Below are 18,814 nucleotides of genomic sequence, written 5' to 3' on the forward strand. Positions count from 1 at the left end.
GTTAATTGGGTTTGGCCAGCAAATTTACAAATAATCTGTATGCGCCCGGTACACCAGCTGGCAATTGCCTAAAAAAAGCCAGCGATGTATAAACAAAGTTACCTTTGCCATAGGAGGCTATCAATAGTGAACCATCGTTGGGCGACTCGCCTGGGTCGCCCATACGCAGTGGCCGGTCATACTGTGCATCCGAGTCACCCACGAAATACAGCCCCCTTTCCTGTATCCAGCCATCAAAGTCGGCTGCCGTGATTTTGTTGGGGTAATTCAACACGCGGCTGTTGGGGTTTACGATAGTGACTGGTGCCGTTTCGTCCGTCACCCGACTACGGGTGAGTGTAAGCGGGTAGGGGCCAAGTTCCGATACACCCAATCTACTGCTTACATTATATTGGATAAGCAGCGTGCCCCCATTTTCGACATATTTAAATAGGTGAGGCTGCATATACCGCATGCGTCCATTTATATTGTATATGCGTATTCCGGCTACTATGGCGTCATATTGCGAAAGGTTTCCCGACAGTACGTCCTGTTCTCCTAACATGTCCACCTGTAGACCGATTTCTCGTAAAGCTTGGGGCACCAAATCGCCTGCACCCGGCAGGTAGCCAATACGGGTAGCTGAGGTTCCCGTTTCCACCTTGCTGAGCCGAGCGGCGGCAGTGGGGAACCAAGTGATGTGTGGGATATGCTCATGAGATATGGAGCGGATTGTATTGGCCGATTCCGTGGAGCTTGCATATTGCAATTCGACGCTTAGTGAATCGGTTAGCGACGCGTCTTCTGGTGGGTATATAGTGAAATGCGAAACGATTTCCTCCTCTTTTGATAAAAAATCCAATGCAAGTTGTTGGGGTTCGGCTTTCCAACCTTGTGGTAAGCGCAATACGGCAGTGGCCGACACCTTTTCTTGCGCATGCGAAATAAACACCACTTCAAGGGATTTGGGTTCCTCACCATTAAAAATCAAGGCTTTTTGGCTGAGGTTGGCGGTCACTTGGGGAGCAATGACTAAGGGTTCATATACCTCACCCCGAACGGGATGCGTGTATTTGAACACGATTGGGCGCTCGAATGCTATTTCTTTTCCATTGATATTCAAGGCTATATTGGTCGTGGGATTGTCATGATTTTCGGGTAGGCCAATGTCCTCCTGCTTTTCGACGATGAAGCTTCCCACGCCATGCGGCTGGCGGAGCCAGTAAGGTTGGGTGATGCTACTGGCAGTATAAGTGGATGGATGCTGGTACTGCTCGTTGATTTCCAGCTCCGTCTGTTTTGACGTATCTGAACGCTCGGTCCCTTTTGTCCACACGTTTTGTACAGACACACTAACATCGGGTCTCCGTACGATGAAGGCAGTGCTAATGGGAATTTGTTCACCCACGGCAAATTTTGCGGCCGGCGCATAGCTTTCAAACCAAATCCCGCCACAGGCTAAAATCAAGTTCTTGATTTCTGTAGTCTTTTGTATTTTCCAATACTCGTCATCCAAGGCTTCCACGGCGCTGAGCAAGGCGATCAATCCATTGATGGACCTTTCTGGACGCTCCATGTCAAAATCTTCGAGTATGCTCGCGACGGACTGCTGGATGTTTTCACCCCCCTTAATCCGCTTCCATGAGGTTTCTATACCGTCAAAAAGCGTTTGCTGGGGTGCATCGCCTTGCAATACCTCAAACCGTTCAATGATGTTCCCACGTTGCCGCGCCGCCCCAAAGCCTTGGCTTTTATGGTTTGACCGGCTTTCTGCGGCAATTTCGCCATAGGATTGGCCAAGGAGTGGATTATAGTCGCCAATGTTTACGATAAAATGTTCAGAGGAAGGCGGAGATCCCTGGAAAAAACTGGAGGTATTCCAAAGTAGCCGCTTGGCTCGCCATACCGATACCTCTGTGAGTTGCTCGGGGAAGCTATTGGGATCCGCCGCTGCTTTGAATGCTTCAATAGCGAGTATCGCAGAGGCTTGGTGGTGGCCGTGTCCGGCCCTTTCATCAGACGGGAAGCGCGTAATGATGACGTCCGGTCTGAATTTCCGGATCACCCATACGGCATCGGCAAGGATATCTTCCCGACCCCAAAAGCGAAACGTCTCGTCATGGGTTTTGGAAAAACCAAAGTCGTTGGCCCGAGAGAAAAACTGCTCTCCGCCATCTCTGCGTCGCGCTGCAAGCAGCTCTTTTGTACGGATCAGGCCTAGCTCTTCGGCTTGTTCAGTACCGATGAGGTTTTGCCCCCCATCGCCACGTGTGAGGGAAAGGTATCCGGTACGGTATAGCTTTTCTTTGGCCAACCAAGCAATCAGCCGTGTATTTTCGTCATCAGGATGTGCTGCAAAATACAATACCGAACCCAATGTGTTCAACTGTTTGATCGCTTGTTTGATTTCGCCGGCATGATATGGGCGCTGCGTTTGAGCGAAGGATAGGGTGGATATAAAAAGGAGAAAAAGAGCTGACGGTAAAAATCGTATATTCATGGTTTAAAGATAATGCATTATATGTATATCCTTATATAGGGAAAGCATGAATGGCGCTGTCTTCACATAAATTTTACGTTTGATGGCCCTTGGTTTATGAGTATTACCCATACAAAAGCCGTCCCGATCTATCGGGACGGCCCTTGCAAATTAACAATTAAAAAAATCATTTAAATCTTAAAACCTCCGCTTTTACAACCACCAAAAATAACAAATGATTGCTCTGACTAAAAATCTGTAAAATCCGATTTTAAGAAGTTAACCTTTAACAAGGGTAAAGTTACGACAATATGCGGCTAAGCGTAAGGGTAAGCGCGGACAAGTTTTCAACAAAAACTTTGTTTTTAACATTCCGCGGCCCATTCACTTATCTATCGAACCGAGTACGCGTTTCATAAATATATTGAGGGCCTCTTTCCTTTCCATGCCTTCTTTTACCAGCTTATCCACTTCCACGGCACCGTACATATTTGAAATCAGTTCGCCCAATACATCCAGTTCTTCATCTTTCAATGAAGGCACTTCAGTGAGCGATTCAAGCGTTTCAATGGTTTCAAGGACATAATCCTGGTCATTTTGCGCAATGAACTCAACTAGGTGCTTAATTATGGGCAACTTCATTAAACAAATCGATTAAAGGATCAAATTTATTCGTCTGCACCTGATTGACCAACTTGCCCCCTTTGAATGCCGCAAAAGTAGGAAGGTTATTTACATTGGCCAGTTGCCTTGATTGAGGGAACCGTTCTGCATCGGCAATGACAAAGGGAATCTTTTCGTTTTCCGAGGCCAATTTCTTGAACTTCGGTTTCATGATTTTGCAATTGCCGCACCATGTGGCGGAATATTGCACCACTACCATATCGTTGTCTTTCACGATATCGGCAAGGTTATCGCTATCCAATTCTTGAAACATATTGTAATTAAAATAAAAATGTGTACCCTGGAATAGGTGTATTGTGATAAATTAGCTCAATGAGATTTGACTGGCCAAGTAGTTGGCTACACCATCACGTGAAGCGTTCATGGCTTCTTTGCCTTCCTCCCAATTAGCGGGGCATACTTCGCCGAATTTTTGCACATGAGCGTAGGCGTCGATTAGGCGGAGATATTCTTTCACATTGCGGCCTACCGGCATATCGTTTACACTTTCGTGAAACACCTTGCCATCCTCATCAATGAGGTAAGTAGCACGGAAAGTCACATTTGAACCTTCGAAGATGTAGCCAAATTCGTCACTTTCTTTTTCTTCACCTTCCAATATACCTAATACACGGGATAGGTTACGGTTGGTATCGGCTAGGATGGGATAGGTTACGCCTTCGATTCCACCATTATCCTTTGCGGTGTTCAACCAAGCAAAGTGCACCTCGTTCGTATCGCATGATGCACCGATAACGATGGTATTGCGTTTTTCAAATTCGGGCAATGCTTCTTGGAAGGCATGTAGTTCAGTGGGGCACACAAAGGTAAAATCCTTAGGGTACCAGAACAGCAGCACTTTTTTTCCGTTTTTAGTGGCTTCTTCAAAAATGTTGATAGACAGATTGTCGCCAAGGTAATCAATTGCATCAACCGTAATGCTTGGGAATTTTTTTCCTGTAAAACTCATAGTTATGTATCCATTAAAAATTTGACACCGCAAAGGTACAGTTTATCTCCATGTCGAATTATCGTTTTTGTCAATAGGCCATATAAATCCTCTATGGCTTGGTATTTTTGAAATTGAAATTACAATCACCGAACATCGTCACCGGAAATCTTTTTTCGGTTTATTTACATAAAAGCTTATTTTTGCCCCAAAGTAATTCTGGCCCTGTAGTTCAACGGATAGAATAGAAGTTTCCTAAACTTTAGATATGGGTTCGATTCCCGTCGGGGCTACCTACGGGACATTTGACTTAAATTGTCATTTGTCCCGATTTTTTTTGACTCCAATTCATTGTTAATCAATAATATAAGGCATCAAGCGTAAAAGTTGACTAATGCTACGGGCCTGAACAGAATTAAACTGTAAACGGAGCGATTTTTGTTTTGTTAAAGAAAAACGTTGCTATGAAAAATTTAGCTGTTTATCTCATTTTATGTGTTTGTATAGCACAGACATCCTGCAAAAAAGATAAAAAATTATCCGTCGATGCCCAGGTGCTTACTGATATCAGTTTTGGTGAGGACCCTAAGCAAAAAATGGATGTGCATCTCCCTGAGAGTAGAAATGAACAGACACCTGTTGTAGTGATGCTACATGGTGGCGGGTTTGTGGCTGGCGACAAGACAGCGTTTTCTGCGCGTGCGCAGCAGCTTGCTGCCAAAGGTTTTGTGGTACTTAATGTCAACTACCGGCTGGTGAGCATCGATGGTGTGTTTAGCAACCCTATTGTGCACAAGCCCAGTCCTGTAAAGATTTCAGATCAACTAAACGACATTGCGGCGGCTGTTAATCTGGCTGCTTCTAAAAGCGGCGAATGGCGGATGAGTAACGATAAATGGTCCATAGCCGGACATAGTGCAGGTGCAACATTAGCCTTGCTTTATGCTTATGGTGATAAAAATACCGGCGGGCGGGTTAAGGTGGCAGCCAATTGGGCCGGTGCTACCAACTTTGCTTTTCAAGACGAATCGGAAGTAGAGCAACTCGACCCGAGAATTGCCGAGATCATCTACCGCGCAGTAGGCGCAGAACCTGTACAGGCCAATATACCGGCTTACATGGCTGTCAGCCCCATGTGGCTGGCTATTCAGGGTAGGGGGTTGGCAACTATCAATATCCGTCCCGAGTTCAATAATGTTGGTGATCTTCCTGATGGAAGCAAAGTGGAATATCAGAAGTTTACCCAGGTACTGAACGATAAAGGCGTAACCAATAAATGGGTAGAGGTTGCCGGTGCCGATCATGGATTTTCCAAAGCAGGCAACTGGGACCTGGTCATGAATGAAACTGCCGCATTTTTTAACTCAAATTAGCCAACCGATATTTGTGTTTCTATTCCTGATTGGCGCATTATGTCCGGATTATCTCCTATTCAGATATGGAATGACCTCCGGTCAACAAGTGGGTAGTAAACCGCGTGTTAGTTCCCATGAGGGTTACATACCCGCTTTACGATGCGTAGAGCAGGTTTTTACTTTAAGCGTTTCAAAACATCATCATGCAGGCCTTGGGTCGGATACGGTAAAACAGATCAAGGGCAAATTATCTGCCGGCTTGGCACATCAATTGGACTATACAATCCTACAAAAATGTATAGCCATGAAACGCGATAAATTTACACTTCCTGTACTAATAGCTTGTTTATTAGTCGTATTGGTTCTTTTGGGCTCTTTTTCTGCATAGCACCAAAGATTTAATCATCCAAACAGGAGTAAAAGGGTGGCATATGCCAAATTAATGCCCTCATAGAAAACACCTGATTATGTATAAGATAACCACAAGGTGTAGCCGGATTACACATCCTGTAACCCAAAATACGCCTTTGCATTGTGGTAGCAGATATCCTGTATGATTTTACCGGTCCATTGAACATCATCTGGAATCAATCCGTTATTGATGTCCCTGGCAAAAAGGTTGCAAAGCAACCGCCTGAAATATTCATGCCGTGAATAGGATAGAAAACTACGTGAATCTGTAAGCATGCCCACAAAGCAACTGATTAGTCCGATATTAGACAAGGTATCCATTTGCTGAGTCATGCCATCCAATTGGTCCAAAAACCACCAGCCGGATCCAAATTGCATTTTTCCTTTTGTGCCCTCGGCTTGGAAATTCCCCATCATAGCTGCAAACACGGCATTGTCTGCGGGGTTGAGGTTATAGATAATCGTCTTTGCCAATCGGCCCTCGGCTTCCAGGGCATTGAAAAACTGCGACATGTTTTCAGCCTGCTGGAAATCGCCAATAGAGTCAAATCCTGTGTCAGGGCCGAGTTCTCGCAATCTGCGACTGTTGTTATTACGCAGGGGGCCGAGGTGGAACTGCTGCACCCATTCTTTATCGTGATATAGTTTGCAGAGTTCTAAGAGCACCGTATAGGTAAACGCCTCTTCATGCGCCGCCGCCAAGTGGTCATCTCCGGCAAGCACTTGTTTGAACACTTCATTCAGTTTGGCAGGGGATGCAGTGGCTTTCGGCAGATGGCTCAGCCCATGGTCGGCGATGCGACATCCATGGCTATGGAAATAATATAGCCTATTCCATAATGCATCCAGCAGCGTATCCAAATCTACAATCGCCACGCCACTGCTTGATTGTAGCCTTTCGATATAATCCCGATAATCATCGCCTTTGCTCAGTTGGAACACTTTGTCTGGCCTAAATGTGGGAAGGATCTTCGTTTCAAACCCGGATTGGGCGATTGACTGATGGTGCTCGAGGCTATCCGTGGGGTCATCCGTGGTGCCTACCATTTCTACTTGAAAATGCCGAAGCAGACCGCGTGGCGTAAACTCAGGGATTTGCAGTTGGGGCAGTGTGCGATCAAAAATGGCGTCGGCATTGCTGGCATCTAGTAGTTCGGTAACGCCAAATGGGTTTTTTAGCTCCATATGGGTCCAATGGTACAATGGGTTGCGTAAAGTGTAAGGCACAGCCTCGGCCCACTTCTTAAATTTCTCCCGGTCATCTGCATCGCCGGTGATATACTGCTCTGGAATACCCAATACCCGTTGTGCACGCCATTTATAGTGATCGCCGGCCAACCAAATATGGGTAATGTTTCTGAAATTTTCGTTGGAAGCCACCGCATCCGGTGGCAGGTGTGAGTGATAGTCAATAATGGGCAATTTCTTGGCATAGTCATGATAAAGCTTTTCAGCCGTGCTGGACTGTAGCAAGAAATTGTCAGTTAGAAAATAAGCCATAGGGTTTCCATTTTTACGTTTTCAGATGGCGAGCATTCATTGGCCGATGATACCCAATTCAAGCCCCCGTAGTTCGGCCAACCCGCGTAGACGGCCGATAGCCGAATAGCCCGGTGCCGTGGTTTTATTGAGGTCATCAAGCATTTGGTGTCCATGGTCTGGGCGGAAGGGGATAGCCTTTTCGCGCAGTTGGTTTTCGGCCTGTAGGGCTTTCATTATCGCATGCATATTGACATCGCCATCCAAATGGTCTGCTTCAAAAAAATTCCCCTGCTCATCTTTCTTTACGTTACGCAGGTGTACGAAATAAACACGCTCTTTTACTGCGTCAAAAACTGCTGGAATATCGTTGGACATACCTGCACCCAAAGATCCCGTGCAAAAACAGATGCCGTTAAATGGTTTGTCCAATTCGCGGAGAATATACAATAGGTCTTCTTTATTGCTGGCAATACGCGGTAGCCCAAGAATGGGATAGGGCGGGTCGTCGGGATGGATAGTCATCCGGATACCGTTTTCTTCGCATACTTCCGCGATGGATGACAAAAACCAAATCAGGTTTTGCCGTAGCCCATCAAAACCAATGGCTGCGTATTCACGAATACTCTCACGCAGCTCTTCCAGTTCAATGCTTCGTTCGCCCGGTATTCCCATCAATACATTGGTGTTTAACAACTCCATGGTTTGCGGCGTATATGCTTCGTATCTTTTTTTTGCTTCAACTTTAATTTCTTCGGGGTAATCTTGCTCAGCCCCTTCCCTTTTCAATACAAAAAGATCAAAGATTGCTAAATCATTCCAATCAAAATACAACGCTTTCGAACCGTCCTTCATCTCCAAATCGAGCTGCGTACGCGTCCAATCCAACACCGGCATGAAATTATAGCAAACGGTCTTAATCCCTTCCTGGCCTAAGTTTCGTAGGGTTTGCCTATAATTTTCAATATAGATTTGCGCATCAGGCCTCCGGGTTTTGATGGCCTCGTGCACGGGCACGCTTTCCACCACACTCCATGTAAGCCCCGCCGCTTCTATCAAGGCTTTTCGCTCCCGAATATCTTCCAATGGCCACGTCGCCCCATGGGGAATATGATGGAGTGCAGTTACTATACCCGTGGCTCCCGCCTGTTTGATGTCCTGCAAAGAAACCGTATCAGCGGGACCGTACCAGCGCCAGGTTTGTTCAAGTTTTTTTGTCATTTTCTTTTATGCTTATTTGCCCTTCAATCACACTCCACTCCAGGCATTGAATCCACCATCTACCATAATGGTTTCACCGGAAACAAAAGCCGATGCATCGCTCAATAAGTATATCAATGTGCCGGTCAATTCTGCCGGAGCGCCCAGTCGCCCAAAGGCCGTGTTGTTGACAAAGCGCTGGGCGCGGTCGGTATATGACCCATCGGCGTTGGTGAGCAATGTACGGTTTTGCTCTGTAAGAAAGACACCGGGTGCAATGGCATTGACCCGTACTTTGTCGCCATAACGCTGGGCTAATTCCACAGCCATCCATTTGGTATACCCTTCAATGGCGCATTTGGCCATAGTGTACCCCATCACGCGTGTAATGGCTTGCTGTGCTGCCAAGGAAGAGATATTCACGATGGAACCTTTGCCCTGTTCGGCGATGACCCTGCCAAAAATATGTGTAGGTATCACAGTACCAAAAAGATTCAGCTCCACGGCTTTCTTGGTGTCTTCTATTTTTGAATCAAAAAGGTTTTGGTCAGGACCAATCGTTGCGCCGGGGATATTGCCACCTGCGGCATTTACCAAGCCGTCTATCGTGCCCCAAGTATCTAATATTTCTTTTTTGGCGTCGTGTATGGCGCGTTCATCCAGTACGTTTGTAATCACTGCTATGGCTTCTCCTCCTCTGGATTTGATGGCCGCTACACGTTCGAGGGCTCGTTCCTTGTTGCGTCCTAATATCGCCACTTTGGCCCCTGCCGCAGCAGTCGCCAAGGCAAATGATTCGCCCAGAACCCCCGTGGCACCAGTAATTACTACCACCTTGTCAACCAAAGAAAACTGTTGTATTCCATCCATAGCTATTAAAATAAGGTTTATATCGTGTTTAAAACGCCAATATTAGTCAAAAATGAGCTTAATCGCTATGTTTTTTTGGATAAATATCTACGAAAACGTTGTAGCATAACACATTGCAGTGAAAATGCTTATTTAAGAAATATGTGGATCTAGCTGATGATCTCCTCACTTAAGAGCGCGTGTTGCCAATACGGCTAAAGCCCATTCAGAAGGAACAATCGGTTTTGCTAAAAGCTAGGTAAAGCGTGTCAAAAATTATTCATCTGGGTGGGCTTTACAAAAATTTAACAATTTTATTTTAAGATGTCGTTTTAAAGCGATACTTTTGCATCCCCAACATTGGAAGGGCTTACATGTTGAAAAATAATTAATTACAAAAAATATAGATATGACTAAAGCAGAAATTATCGCGGAAATCGCTAACAAAACGGGGTTAGAGAAAGTAGATGTTCAAGAAACTGTTGAAGCTTTTTTCAAAGTAGTGAAAAATGCCATGATCGGGGGTGAGAATGTTTATGTAAGAGGATTCGGTAGTTTTGTAGTGAAAAAAAGGGCAGAGAAAACCGCGCGCAACATCTCGAAGAACACTGCCATTATTATACCTGCACACTATGTGCCGACATTCAAACCCGCCAAAACGTTTGTTGAAAAGGTAAAAACCGGCAACAAATAATTGCGCCCATAAGCGCAATGTAGCGTATCCGCCATGCAAAGGACCAAACAGATAGCCACGATAACATCCATTGTTATACTCATGGGCTTCCTTTTGGTACAACCCATCAAGGGTTTGGTCAATAAAGATAAAGGCGGCGCAGCGTCCGATACGGAGTCCAGTTCCTTGGTAACTTTCGAATTGGTATCTCAACAGGCCAAGCAAGGGCTGAATGTGAATATCATCAAGGAAATATCGGATATTGAAGCACAATTACGAGACGCTTCTGATTCGAAGAAAATTGATTTGCTGCAACAACTTGCGATGAAGTGGGATGATGTGAACAGGCCCGCCCCAACCGGATTCATCTATGAAAAACTAGCCGATCTCGATGCTAAGTTTGATTATTGGTTAAAGGCAGGCAATGCTTATCGTGAAGCATATGCTAATCTCCAGGACACGTCGATGGCAGGTGCATTCAATGGTTATGCGATAAATGCTTATCAAAAAGCCTTGGAAATCAACGGGAATGATTTAGACGCCAAAACGGGATTGGGTAGTGCATACGTAAGTGGCACAAACAATCCCATGGCTGGCATTGCGCTCTTACAGGAAGTGGTCAAAGCCGATCCATCCCATATTGATGCAAACAAAAACTTAGGCCTATTCTCCATGCAGTCACGTCAGTTTGACCGCGCGATAGATCGGTTTAAGACCGTTGTATCTTTGAAACCGGATGCCGAATCCTATTTTTACCTGGCAACAAGTTATGAAAACATTGGGTTGAAACGAGAAGCAATAGCTGCGTTTGAAAAAAGCAGGGAACTTGCTGCAGATCCAACTCTCACTCAGTTTATCAATCGTAAAATCGATGAATTGAGTAAATAATTAGTTAAATTCATTCATTTAAAAAAATTAAGCTATGCCAAGCGGAAAGAAAAGAAAAAGACACAAGATGGCTACCCACAAACGTAAAAAACGTTTAAGAAAGAACAGGCATAAGAAAAAATAGTCTTTCTTGCCTAGTATAGACCAACTACCGGAATGGGGTATATAAATGAGCGTGATTTCACAATTGAACTCTGCCCCATATGATGCCGGAAAGAATTGGTTTATAACTAATTGCGGTGGTGGCTGAGCAAGGTGTTTACCTTGATGTAACTCCGTACCATCGTTGGTTATTAAACGTATTTTATTGTTTCATCCAGAGCAGGTATTTGGATCGTGAGATGAAGGCATGTGGGAATTGTTTCAACGTCTATTATTTATTTACGTTATGATCATAACGAGATTAAGTTATAGCCATCATATAAACAAGGAAAAATCAGTCAACCATGGCATATCGTTCGCATACTTTCGCCACATCCTAGGCAGCAATAAGCCGCCTCCAAAACCCACCTGCTTTGCAAAAGGAGTAGCTGTTGGTAAAGGAATTAATTATCGATTCGACTCCCGAAAAGGGGGTCACTATTGCTTTACTACAGGACAAACAGCTTGTAGAGCTCAATAAAGAGCAGGCGAACAACAATTACGCCGTAGGCGATATATATCTGGGCAGGATAAAAAAAATAATGCCTGGGCTTAATGCTGCGTTCGTAGATGTTGGTTATTCGAAAGACGCTTTCTTGCACTACCTCGACTTGGGGCCGCAGGTGCAATCGCTTGTCAAGCTTACCAAACTAGTAAAGAATGGCAGTTACAAAGAGAAACTGCTCAATAGTTTAAGACTAGAAAAGGACATCAACAAAGCCGGTAAGATATCTGAGGTATTGAGCCGCAATATGTTGTTGCCTGTACAAATAGCCAAGGAACCTATTTCTACCAAAGGGCCAAGATTGAGTTCGGATTTGTCTATTGCAGGAAGGTACATCGTGTTAGTGCCTTTTTCCAGCGCTGTATCCATATCCAAGCGCATCAAAGGCAACGCAGAGCGTAATCGCCTCAAAAAAATTGTAGAAAGTATCAAACCTGCCAATTTCGGCGTAATCATCCGGACTGTTTCAGAAGGTAAGGGTGTAGCGGAGTTACAGAAAGATTTATTGGACACCATTTCCAAATGGGAACTTTTCACAAGTCGCCTGCGTTCGGTCGAACCCGCGCAAAAGGTGCTTGGCGAAATGGACCGGGCTTCGACCATCTTACGTGATATCCTCACCGATGAGTTTTCGCATATTTATGTCAATGATCAGATGATCTATGAGGAGACTCGTTCGTATGTGCAGGAAATTTCGCCAGATTTGGAGAAAATAGTCAAACTATACAAGCATAAGGAACCCATATTCGAACATTTCGGCATCGAACGGCAGATTAAGGCGGCATTCGGTAAGACGGTAAACCTGCATGGCGGGGCTTATCTCGTAATCGAGCATACCGAGGCGCTTCATGTCATTGATGTGAATAGTGGCAACCGTACAGCCAATAAAGAAAACCAAGAGGAAAATGCCTTACAGGTAAACATGGAGGCCGCTAAGGAAATCGCACGCCAACTTCGCCTTCGCGATATGGGAGGTATTGTGGTGATCGATTTCATCGATATGCACAAGCCGGCCAATCGCAAGGAACTGCATGCGCACCTGAAGCAGTGTATGGCCACAGATCGCGCTAGACATACCATTTTGCCTCCAAGCAAATTTGGCCTCGTGCAAATCACCAGGCAACGCGTACGGCCCGAAATGTCCATTGTGACCAACGAAAAATGCCCTGCTTGTGATGGTACCGGGGAAATCCGTTCCAGCATTGTGCTCATGGATGATATCGAAAACAACTTGAGTTTTATCCTTCAGGAACAGAATGAAAAGGATATTACGCTATGTGTGCACCCGTACATTTATGCTTATGTCAAATCCGGTTTCATCTCGCGTCGGATGAAATGGTATTTCAAATTCGGTCGGTGGATCAAAGTGAAACCCGTTTCATCGTATTACCTCACTGAATTCCATTTTTTCAATGGCAAAGAGGTAGAGATAAAGTTATAACATAAAAAGGGAAACCCGGGCATACCCGAATTTCCCTTTTTATTTCAGCAACTCCAGCGTAACCAACACGGGCATATGATCCGAAGGGTTTTCCTTGATTACCTTGATATCCTTGATATCCCATTTGTGCCCCTTGCCCTTGGAAAGGAAAACATAATCAATCCTTGATTGTGGGTTTTCAAACGGAATGGTGTTTTCTTCCTTTCCATATTCCCGTGCTGCATCCAAGAATTTTTCCGAAATTACCTGGTATGGTTCGGTGTCAGGCCTGAAATTGAAATCCCCACCCATGATTACAGGGATAGCTTGGTTTTCAAAAACCGTATTAATGGCCTCTACTTGTGCAATACGATTTGCCTCAGACTTATGGCAAAGATGCGTGCCAGCAAAAATCAGCTGATTCCCATCAGGTAGCGTGTATGTAACGGAAAGCAGTGCTCGGGCCTCACCTCCTTCAGGTAAAGGCAACGTATCTCTTTTTGCTTCAGAAGGCCAACGGGAAAGCACCCCTTCGCCATATCCGCCATTGCTATAATCGATAGCCTTAGCAAAATAGCCGTGCATGCCTGTGAGTTTAGCGAGTTCCTGTACCAAATCCTTGGGCACCCCATTATTGAATCCTGCAGTACGATTGGTCATGCTGTCCACCTCCTGCAAAGCAACAAAATCGGGCTTATATGCATTGATGATGTCGGCTATTTCCTGCAGGTTACTGTTCCCTGGATTGTAATTATGTTCACCATGATAGATGTTATAAGTCATTACTTTGAGCTCTTGCGCTGAAGCCATTACGCCGGGCAAACAAAGCAATAAACATATAATAAAGTGCTTATACATGTTTTAATCCTCCAATAATTAATACAACAATATTACGCTTTCCGCAGATTTTCCACAACATCTATCGCCATATTTTCAATCAACTGCCACTTCAGCCAATGAATTTTTAATCCGTCTTTCTCCATCTTGCGGAAATAGGTCATCTGTCGCTTGGCGAAGCGATGTATTTCGGTGTTGAGCCGGGCGAAAAACATATGGTAGTCCATTTCGCCCAAGAGGTACTGCGTGATATATTTATATTCTAGCCCATAATAGACTAGCCTTTCCGGGGGTATCCCTCTTTGCAGTAACAACCTTACTTCGTCAATCAAACCTTCATCAAGTCGTTTCTGAAGTCTTTCAGTGATACGTTGTCTTCGGGTTTCCACTGGAGGATTAATGCCAAAAATAGTTGCTGAAAGCGGGGGGTATGGATTTGGCGGCAATGTGTATTGCTGGCACCATGTGGCTATCTCGATGGCTCGGATAAGCCGTTTCTTGGTGCTGGTATCCGCCTTGAAATCGGACGGAACGGGCAAATGCCGTAGTTTCTCCTTTAAGGTTTCAGCAGCTAGCGGTTCGAGCATTGCTCGCAGCGCGGCATCTACGGGTACGATGGTATAATCAAGCCGCTGCATGACCGATTGGATATATAACCCTGTACCCCCACATAAGATGGGCTGTTTGCCTTGCCGTCGGATGGATTCCACGGCTTTATGTACATCTTCCTGATATTGGGTTACGTGATAAGTCTCCCCTGCCTCAAGGATGTCAATGAGGTGATACGGGATATTACCATATATGTGGAGATCCTTGCCAGTGCCCAAATCCATCCCCCTGTAGACCTGCCGCGAATCTGCACTGATGATGGCGCCATTGGTCTGGCGAGCCACTTCTATAGCTAGCTGGGTCTTTCCAGAAGCGGTAGGGCCAAGGATGACCACCAACCTCACACGACAAACTTAGTCCACTTCTCGGTACTACTATTACTCGCTACCACATTATCGATGAAAGCCATACCCCGTACTCCTTCATCCACTTGCGGGAAATCGAGCATTTCGGGTGTGGGTGTTTCACCATTAAGCTTGGCCGACACCGTGAGGACAAAATTCCGATAGATGTTGCCGAAGGCTTCCAGAAGCCCTTCGGGATGGCCTGATGGAATACGCGTATTATGGGTGGCGAAACTGCTTAGGGTATAGGGCGGTTGGTAGGCGTTACCGGTACGGATATATTGCCGGGGCTGGTCAAGAATCTTTATAATCAGATTGTTGGGATCTTCCTGGGCCCATTCGATGCCTCCTTTTTCTCCATACACACGGATACGGAGCGCGTTTTCTTCTCCTGCCGAAATTTGTGAGGCAGTAAGTACTCCACGCGCACCGTTGTCAAAACGCAGTAATACATTTCCATCATCGTCAAGCAACCTGCCTTCAACCAATGTGGATAGGTCTGCGCAAAGTTCGGTAATCTGCAAGCCGGTGACATATTCGGCCAAATGCGCTGCATGCGTGCCGATGTCACCCATAGCCCCACTTTTACCCGATTTCTTGGGGTCCGTGCGCCAAGCGGCCTGAGCATTTCCTTCACGCTCAGAGAGGCGGCTCAGCCATCCTTGCGGGTATTCTACAACGATTTTTCTCACCTTACCCAATACGCCCTCTTTTATCATGGCCTTGGCTTGTTTCACCATCGGGTAACCACTATACGTATGTGTGAGGCATAGCATTTTTCCTGTGCGTTCTACAATTTCTTTCAACTCCTTGGCTTCTTCGAGTGTAAAAGTCATTGGTTTTTCAATGACAACATTGAACCCATGCTCTAAAGCCAGCTTTGCCGGGCCAAAATGCACAAAATTGGGTGTAACGATGGTCACGAAATCCATCTGCACGTCTTCGGGCAACTGGCTTTCTTTTTCAATCATTTCCTCGTAGGTGAGGTATACGCGGTCTTCGGGGATGAACAGGGCTTTACCCGATTCCTTGGCAACTTCAGGATTTATGCTGAATGCCCCACAAACCAATTCAACCAGCCCATCCATATTGGCTGCAATCCGGTGCACTGCGCCGATGAATGCGTCCTTTCCTCCACCTACCATGCCCATGCGAAGTTTTCTTTCCATAGTGTTCTTACTGTTTAAAAAAAATATTAGGATCTTGTTTTAACAATCTGCCGAATATACTAAAAATCCCTAATTTGTGAACGCAAAAGTCAATAGGATGTTGCCTACAACAGTCGATAAAAAACAGGTTATTAACCTTAGGGTAGTAGGTGATTCGATTTCAGTGATATGCCATTAAATAACCTTTACCAACTTGAGGCTACCACTGTTACAAATCGGCACATAGCCTGCTCTTTCCCGGTCTTGGGGTGATTTTTCCATCATATCGGATGGCATTGCCCCATCATAATATCGTTTCATCGTGCTGGTCTCTATCCAAAAAAGCTGGGGAGGGATTTCGCCTACAATGGTGAAGCCCGTCTTTCGATAGCTGCTTCCATCAGACCAGTCCTTATCAGCATACGTCATGATATCGCCGGGGTTGAACTCCTGCTGAAAGGCGTCAAGCAATTTGCTAAAACCCCCTACCACTTGTATTCCTTGCTTATGGCAAAAACGAAGCAGTTCATAAGACCGGTATTCGGCAGGTTGATTGTCCATCCGCCTTCCACCACTGAATACAGCAATGGAAACCAACTCGCCCTCATGGAACAGGCCATAACGATACTTGCCCGGCAATGCCACTTGTAAATGGTGGTCTTGCTGGAATGCCATAGCCATAGATTTATCAATGCGGGCCGCGACGGTATCACGCGCATGAACCCGTTGCGCCTGTCCCGCCAACGCTGCAATGCGGTTGAGCAAAAGGTCGGGCTGTGTTATCCAGACATCCTCATCAATGTGGATGCAACGCACATCGCTCTCTACCGGTATTCGTTTCTTAGCATCGCTCAGGTAATAGACAATACTTATAGGTAAGCCTTCGGAGAATAGGAAACAAGCATTCTTAGTGAGTGCCTTGAGGTCAAATTCCGCATGCACCCTGTGCTGCAGAGCTATTAAAAACTTGTAGAAGGAGCTGTTGACACTAAACATGGAAATCAGGTAAATGAATTGCAAAAATCATAAAATTTTTAACAGATAACTATTTTTTGTGCAAATATTAGCGATATTCGTCATGTATGAGAAAAATTCCCTCAATTACCTACATATTATGCTTGTGTATAGTTTGCTTTTACGGATGCCATACCGCTTACGCGCAACAAAATGTGCCAAGGGTCAACCATACGGTTTTGTTAAACAACCAAAGCAGGATCGTTCCATTACGTGCCTTGCAGGATCGCAGAATCGCTCATATTGCCAATATTGACGAACAAACCTTGTCGCTGTTTGGCGAACTATTGGACCGTTATGCACCTATTGACCATTTCGCCATTCCAACTAACACCGAGAGCTATGGTAAATTGGATGAGAGATTGAAATTCTATAATACGCTTATCCTTGCCGTCAATGGCAAGGACTTAGGTAACAAACGGTTGTTGCAGTTTATCAATACCCAAGCGATTGGCAAACAGGTTATACTCGCCGTTTTTGGAGATGGTACGAAGTTGGGTGGGTTAGATTTTGTCCGATTTCCCATATTATGGAACCCCGAACTGACCGAAGAAGCCGCTAGCCATGCGGCAATGTCTGTATTTGGGGGTATCGCATGCACAGCGCGCTTGCCACAATCGTTTTCTACAAAATATGCAGCAGGTGCTGGGTTTACTACAGAACAAACGCGTTTAGCATATACGGATGCTGCCCTATTAGGCATTGATGCACAACACTTGGGCGCTAGCATTGATACCATTGTGGAAGAGGCTATTCGTGAGCGAGCTACGCCCGGAGCTGTTGTGATGGTAGTCAAAAATGGCAAGGTTATTTTCGAAAAGGCTTACGGCTACCATACATATGACCGGCTCACGCCTACGGAGGTGTCTAATATTTTTGACTTGGCCTCCCTAACCAAAATAATGGCTACCACTCCTTCTGTGATGCGACTTACCGAACGTGGTGTAATCCACCTCGATAGTACGATGGGTTACTACCTGCTTCAGGCCCGTAATACGAATAAAAACAAGACCAAACTACGGGATGTGATGCTCCATGAAGCGGGGTTTATCCCTTATATCCCATTTTACCGCGAATTGAAATCCGATGACCTTAGCCCCGATTCATCGGCCGCTTATTCCGTGAAAGTGGCAGATGGTTGCTATATCCGTACAGGATATTATGAGGAGGTAATGTGGTCTACCATGCTTCAATCTAAGCTCAATGCCTCTGGATCGTATGTATATAGTGATATCAGTATGTATGTGATGAAAGAAGTAACCGAACACCAAACAGGTTTTCCCATACAAGACTACATTCAGCAGGAGTTTTATCGGCCATTGGGTATGAAAACCGCCGGATACGGCCCCCGTGAGCGCTTCGGAAGAAACCGGATTGTGCCTACGGAGAATGATAAAGGATTTAGGAAAACCTTACTGCAAGGATATGTCCACGATCAAGGAGCAGCCATGGCAGGCGGCATTGCGGGGCATGCTGGATTATTCGCTACGGCAAATGATTTGGCCATTTATGGCCAGCTGCTGCTCAATAGGGGAGCATACGGTGGTGATCGTTACTTCAGGGCCGAAACGGTAGATTTGTTCACCTCCCGACAGTCGGCCAACAGCCGGAGGGGATTGGGATTTGATCGTTGGGATCCGGATACGAGCAAACACTATCCCTCAAAGTTGGCTTCAGATGCTACCTTTGGACATACCGGATATACTGGCACCTGCATTTGGATTGACCCTAAAGAACAATTGGTATATATCTTCCTTTCCAACCGGGTGCACCCAGAAGTGAGCACCAAACTGATCAGTCTCAATATCAGGGGAAGGATACAGGACGCTGTATATGAAGCCATACAAGCAGCGCAAAAGAATTGATTACAA

Annotated in this window: 16 protein-coding genes and 1 tRNA gene; 6 read left to right on the top strand and 11 right to left on the bottom strand. The window is 45.5% G+C overall.

Annotated features, from left to right (window positions below; genetic code table 11):
* Position 1 precedes the first annotated feature (1 nt).
* From NF543_RS17305 to NF543_RS17320, 4 genes are all read right to left on the bottom strand, one after another.
* Positions 2-2,479, bottom strand: coding sequence for a PIG-L family deacetylase (locus NF543_RS17305; protein ID WP_257669435.1), 2,478 nt, complete (start codon positions 2,477-2,479; stop codon positions 2-4).
* A gap of 363 nt (positions 2,480-2,842) precedes the next feature.
* On the bottom strand, positions 2,843-3,100 hold the full coding sequence (locus tag NF543_RS17310; RefSeq protein ID WP_257669436.1) for a DUF6952 family protein: 258 nt from the start codon (positions 3,098-3,100) through the stop codon (positions 2,843-2,845).
* A complete protein-coding gene (locus NF543_RS17315; protein WP_257669437.1) occupies positions 3,081-3,395 on the bottom strand; it encodes a thioredoxin family protein in 315 nt (104 codons plus the stop codon). Before NF543_RS17315 ends, NF543_RS17310 begins: the two co-directional genes overlap by 20 nt.
* A gap of 51 nt (positions 3,396-3,446) precedes the next feature.
* Positions 3,447-4,091 (bottom strand): peroxiredoxin, encoded by a 645-nt coding sequence (locus NF543_RS17320; protein ID WP_257669438.1) that lies wholly within the window; start codon positions 4,089-4,091, stop codon positions 3,447-3,449.
* A 200-nt stretch (positions 4,092-4,291) separates the two neighbouring features.
* Here NF543_RS17320 and NF543_RS17325 point away from each other — a divergent pair.
* Together NF543_RS17325 and NF543_RS17330 are read left to right on the top strand one after the other, a co-directional pair.
* A tRNA-Arg gene (locus NF543_RS17325) sits at positions 4,292-4,363 on the top strand.
* A 171-nt stretch (positions 4,364-4,534) separates the two neighbouring features.
* Entirely contained in the window at positions 4,535-5,443 is a 909-nt protein-coding gene (locus tag NF543_RS17330) for an alpha/beta hydrolase (RefSeq protein WP_257669439.1), read from the top strand.
* 480 nt (positions 5,444-5,923) lie between these two features.
* Here the strand turns inward: NF543_RS17330 and uxaC are convergent, their stop codons facing one another.
* From uxaC to NF543_RS17345, 3 genes are read right to left on the bottom strand one after another with little or no spacing between them, the layout of a single operon-like run.
* The gene (gene uxaC / locus NF543_RS17335; RefSeq protein ID WP_257669440.1) at positions 5,924-7,336 is read right to left on the bottom strand and encodes a glucuronate isomerase; all 1,413 of its coding nucleotides are present in this window, start codon (positions 7,334-7,336) and stop codon (positions 5,924-5,926) included.
* Between the two features lie 36 nt (positions 7,337-7,372).
* Positions 7,373-8,536: a mannonate dehydratase gene (uxuA, locus tag NF543_RS17340; protein ID WP_257669441.1), complete on the bottom strand. Its 1,164-nt coding sequence runs from the start codon at positions 8,534-8,536 to the stop codon at positions 7,373-7,375.
* A gap of 27 nt (positions 8,537-8,563) precedes the next feature.
* On the bottom strand, positions 8,564-9,385 hold the full coding sequence (locus NF543_RS17345; protein WP_257669442.1) for an SDR family oxidoreductase: 822 nt from the start codon (positions 9,383-9,385) through the stop codon (positions 8,564-8,566).
* Between the two features lie 388 nt (positions 9,386-9,773).
* Here NF543_RS17345 and NF543_RS17350 point away from each other — a divergent pair, with 388 nt between their 5' ends.
* The 3 genes from NF543_RS17350 to NF543_RS17365 all read left to right on the top strand — a co-directional run bounded on the left by NF543_RS17350 (position 9,774) and on the right by NF543_RS17365 (position 13,012).
* On the top strand, positions 9,774-10,058 hold the full coding sequence (locus tag NF543_RS17350) for an HU family DNA-binding protein (RefSeq protein ID WP_257669443.1): 285 nt from the start codon (positions 9,774-9,776) through the stop codon (positions 10,056-10,058).
* 33 nt (positions 10,059-10,091) lie between these two features.
* A complete protein-coding gene (locus NF543_RS17355) occupies positions 10,092-10,925 on the top strand; it encodes a tetratricopeptide repeat protein (protein WP_257669444.1) in 834 nt (277 codons plus the stop codon).
* Positions 10,926-11,458: 533 nt separating this feature from the next.
* A complete protein-coding gene (locus NF543_RS17365; protein WP_257669445.1) occupies positions 11,459-13,012 on the top strand; it encodes an Rne/Rng family ribonuclease in 1,554 nt (517 codons plus the stop codon).
* Between the two features lie 39 nt (positions 13,013-13,051).
* Here NF543_RS17365 and NF543_RS17370 read toward each other — a convergent pair whose 3' ends face one another.
* The 4 genes from NF543_RS17370 to NF543_RS17385 all read right to left on the bottom strand — a co-directional run bounded on the left by NF543_RS17370 (position 13,052) and on the right by NF543_RS17385 (position 16,949).
* Positions 13,052-13,849 carry an endonuclease/exonuclease/phosphatase family protein gene (locus NF543_RS17370; protein WP_257669446.1) on the bottom strand — a complete coding sequence of 266 codons (798 nt, stop codon included), beginning with the start codon at positions 13,847-13,849 and terminating at the stop codon, positions 13,052-13,054.
* 32 nt (positions 13,850-13,881) lie between these two features.
* Positions 13,882-14,781, bottom strand: coding sequence for a tRNA (adenosine(37)-N6)-dimethylallyltransferase MiaA (gene miaA, locus NF543_RS17375; protein ID WP_257669447.1), 900 nt, complete (start codon positions 14,779-14,781; stop codon positions 13,882-13,884).
* The gene (locus NF543_RS17380) at positions 14,778-15,950 is read right to left on the bottom strand and encodes a Gfo/Idh/MocA family protein (RefSeq protein ID WP_257669448.1); all 1,173 of its coding nucleotides are present in this window, start codon (positions 15,948-15,950) and stop codon (positions 14,778-14,780) included. Before NF543_RS17380 ends, miaA begins: the two co-directional genes overlap by 4 nt.
* A 174-nt stretch (positions 15,951-16,124) precedes the next feature.
* A complete protein-coding gene (locus NF543_RS17385; RefSeq protein ID WP_257669449.1) occupies positions 16,125-16,949 on the bottom strand; it encodes a hypothetical protein in 825 nt (274 codons plus the stop codon).
* Between the two features lie 149 nt (positions 16,950-17,098).
* Here NF543_RS17385 and NF543_RS17390 point away from each other — a divergent pair, with 149 nt between their 5' ends.
* Positions 17,099-18,808: a serine hydrolase domain-containing protein gene (locus tag NF543_RS17390; protein ID WP_257957523.1), complete on the top strand. Its 1,710-nt coding sequence runs from the start codon at positions 17,099-17,101 to the stop codon at positions 18,806-18,808.
* Positions 18,809-18,814: the final 6 nt, after the last annotated feature.

The organism is Parapedobacter tibetensis (assembly GCF_024704835.1).
Taxonomy (GTDB): Bacteria; Bacteroidota; Bacteroidia; order Sphingobacteriales; family Sphingobacteriaceae; genus Parapedobacter; species Parapedobacter tibetensis.

Excerpts from the sequence above, each read along its gene's own strand:
- NF543_RS17370 (WP_257669446.1), bottom strand. The coding sequence starts at position 13,849 with ATGTATAAGCACTTTATTATATGTTTATTGCTTTGTTTGCCCGGCGTA.
- uxaC (WP_257669440.1), bottom strand. The coding sequence starts at position 7,336 with ATGGCTTATTTTCTAACTGACAATTTCTTGCTACAGTCCAGCACGGCT.
- NF543_RS17310 (WP_257669436.1), bottom strand. The coding sequence starts at position 3,100 with ATGAAGTTGCCCATAATTAAGCACCTAGTTGAGTTCATTGCGCAAAAT.
- NF543_RS17380 (WP_257669448.1), bottom strand. The coding sequence starts at position 15,950 with ATGGAAAGAAAACTTCGCATGGGCATGGTAGGTGGAGGAAAGGACGCA.
- uxuA (WP_257669441.1), bottom strand. The coding sequence starts at position 8,536 with ATGACAAAAAAACTTGAACAAACCTGGCGCTGGTACGGTCCCGCTGAT.
- NF543_RS17305 (WP_257669435.1), bottom strand. The coding sequence starts at position 2,479 with ATGAATATACGATTTTTACCGTCAGCTCTTTTTCTCCTTTTTATATCC.
- NF543_RS17330 (WP_257669439.1), top strand. The coding sequence starts at position 4,535 with ATGAAAAATTTAGCTGTTTATCTCATTTTATGTGTTTGTATAGCACAG.
- NF543_RS17315 (WP_257669437.1), bottom strand. The coding sequence starts at position 3,395 with ATGTTTCAAGAATTGGATAGCGATAACCTTGCCGATATCGTGAAAGAC.
- NF543_RS17350 (WP_257669443.1), top strand. The coding sequence starts at position 9,774 with ATGACTAAAGCAGAAATTATCGCGGAAATCGCTAACAAAACGGGGTTA.
- NF543_RS17355 (WP_257669444.1), top strand. The coding sequence starts at position 10,092 with ATGCAAAGGACCAAACAGATAGCCACGATAACATCCATTGTTATACTC.
- NF543_RS17345 (WP_257669442.1), bottom strand. The coding sequence starts at position 9,385 with ATGGATGGAATACAACAGTTTTCTTTGGTTGACAAGGTGGTAGTAATT.
- NF543_RS17320 (WP_257669438.1), bottom strand. The coding sequence starts at position 4,091 with ATGAGTTTTACAGGAAAAAAATTCCCAAGCATTACGGTTGATGCAATT.